At 73.7% G+C, this 2,156-nt stretch carries 2 protein-coding genes; one reads left to right on the forward strand and one right to left on the reverse strand.

Features of this window, described 5'->3' with window-relative positions:
* Window positions 1-527 (forward strand): hypothetical protein (locus tag AB0J68_RS31365; RefSeq protein WP_363942408.1); only part of this gene is annotated, 527 nt, incomplete at its 5' end.
* 492 nt (window positions 528-1,019) lie between these two features.
* Here the strand turns inward: AB0J68_RS31365 and pseI are convergent.
* Window positions 1,020-2,072, reverse strand: coding sequence for a pseudaminic acid synthase (pseI, locus tag AB0J68_RS31370; RefSeq protein ID WP_363942411.1), 1,053 nt, complete (start codon window positions 2,070-2,072; stop codon window positions 1,020-1,022).
* Window positions 2,073-2,156 lie beyond the last annotated feature (84 nt).

Genomic DNA, 2,156 nt, shown 5'->3' on the forward strand with positions numbered 1-2,156 from the left:
ACGCTGGCCCGGTCGACGCTGGCCCGGTCGACGCTGGCCCGGTCGACGCTGGCCCGGTCGACGCTGGCCCGGTCGACGCTGGCCCGGCCGCGCCGCCGCCGTCGTCCGGGACGGCACGCCCGGTGCCGGGACTGCTCGCCAGCGCCGAACGGCATCTACGGATCGGTACGCCCGCCGAGCTGGCCGACGCGACGACCCGCAGTCATCTCGACGACGGACGCTGCGTCGGCTGGTACGGCCCGCTCGTGCCGGGCTGGCGCGCGGCCATCGACGCGGAGCGCGCCGACGCCCCGGTGCCCCCGGCACTGGCCCGGCGCTTCGGCGCGGGTGACTTCTGGGCCCGGTGGACCCGGGCCGAGTGCTGCTGCAAGTTGGCCGACGTGCCGATCGCGACCTGGTGGCGCCGGCACGGCCTGGGCACTCCGGTGGACGGCACCATCCTCTGGCGCACCCTGCGCGTCGCCGACCTGGTGGTCACCGTCGGCTTCGCCCCCCGCCACTACGCCGGACCAACCGACCGCGACTGACGCTCGGAACGCCGCAGCTGTCGGCCTGTGTCGGTGGCGTCGCGGCTGTTGGTGTTTTGCCGGTGGCGTCGCAGGTGTCGGCGTGCGTCGGTGGCGTCGCGGCCGTTTGGTGTTTTGCCGGTGCTGCCGCGCGGCTGTCGGTGTGCGGCGGTGCTGCCGCAGGTGTCGGTGGTGCCTGTCGAGCTGCCCCGAATATGGGGCAGTACCGGGAGCACACGCCATGCCCCACCTTTGGGGCAGCTCGACAGGACGCAAACAGGGTCGTGCCCGGCGGATCGTGGCCGCTCGCCATGTGTGGCGCAGCCCGGCGCCGGCCGGCCTGGCCCAACCCCGCCGGCATCAGCCCAGGCCCGCGGCTGTCAGCCCAACCCCGCCGCTGTCAGCCCAGCTTCGCCGGCATCAGTCCTGCAAGCCAGCTCAGTCCTGCCAGCCCGGCTCGACCGGAGCCAGCTCAGCCCAGCCACACGGTTGAGCTGAGCCGGGCCGGGTCGGTCAGATCAGGTCCCAGCTGAGCGGGGTACCGCGCGGAACGTCGGTGGCGAAGGTGCGGCCCAGCACCCGGTCGATCTCCACCGGAGCCAGCCCACCGGCCGGCCGGATCGACCGGACGTTCCGTGCCGTCACCGGGGCGCCGGCCCGGACGTCCTCGACCACGAACAGCGAACGGCGGAACCGCAGCCCCTCCCGCTCCGCAGGGGTCGGGCCGATCGCGGTGCCGCCCAGCGCCGCGTACGCGCGGCCCGACTCGGCGACCAGCGCCGTCAGCTCCGCCGGGTTCAGCGAGAAGTCCGAGTCGACGCCGCCGTCGGCCCGGTCCAGGGTCACGTGCTTCTCGATGAAGCAGGCGCCCAGCGCCACCGAGGCGACCGCCACGCCGATCCCGGGCGTGTGGTCGGAGAGCCCGACCGGGACGTCGAACGCGCCGGCCAGCACCGGCAGGCGGCGCAGGTTGCTGTCGGCGGGCGGCGCCGGGTAGGACGCGGTGCAGGCCAGCAGGACGATGCCCGCCGCGCCACCGTCGCGGGCGGTCCGCACGGCGGCGTCGATCTCGGCCACCGTCGCCATCCCGGTCGAGATCACCATCGGCTTGCCGGTGCTGGCCACCAGCCGGATCAGCGGCAGGTCCACCAGCTCCGACGAAGCGATCTTGTACGCCGGTGCGTCCAGCGACTCCAGCAGCTCCACGGCGGTCGCGTCGAACGGTGACGAGAAGACCGTCAGCCCCCGCTCGCGGGCCCGGGCGAAGATCGGGGCGTGCCACTCGTACGGAGTGTGCGCCCGCTCGTAGAGGCGGTACAGGTTCTCCCCGCCCCACAGCTCGTGGCCGCTGGAGATGCGGAACGCCGGGCTGTCGACGTCGATCGTGATCGTGTCCGGCCGGTACGTCTGGAGCTTGAGCGCGTGCGCCCCGCTCTCGGCCACCGCGTCGACGATGGCCAGCGCCCGGTCCAGGTCGCCGTTGTGGTTACCGGACATCTCGGCGACCACGAAGGGCCGCTCCCCGGCACCGACCGCGTACGGTCCGATCTTGATTGTCGCCGTCATTCCGACCTCTGCTCAGGGACGCCCGCACCGGGGTGCGGTGGTGCTGTCGTCGTCCACCCGACGGGCGGACGACCTGGAAAACTC

It is taken from the genome of Micromonospora sp. NPDC049580 (genome assembly GCF_040675595.1).
Classification (GTDB): Bacteria; Actinomycetota; Actinomycetes; order Mycobacteriales; family Micromonosporaceae; genus Micromonospora.

What these genes read in the sequence shown, in the direction of transcription:
- pseI (WP_363942411.1), bottom strand. Translation starts at nt 2,072, where the DNA reads ATGACGGCGACAATCAAGATCGGACCGTACGCGGTCGGTGCCGGGGAG.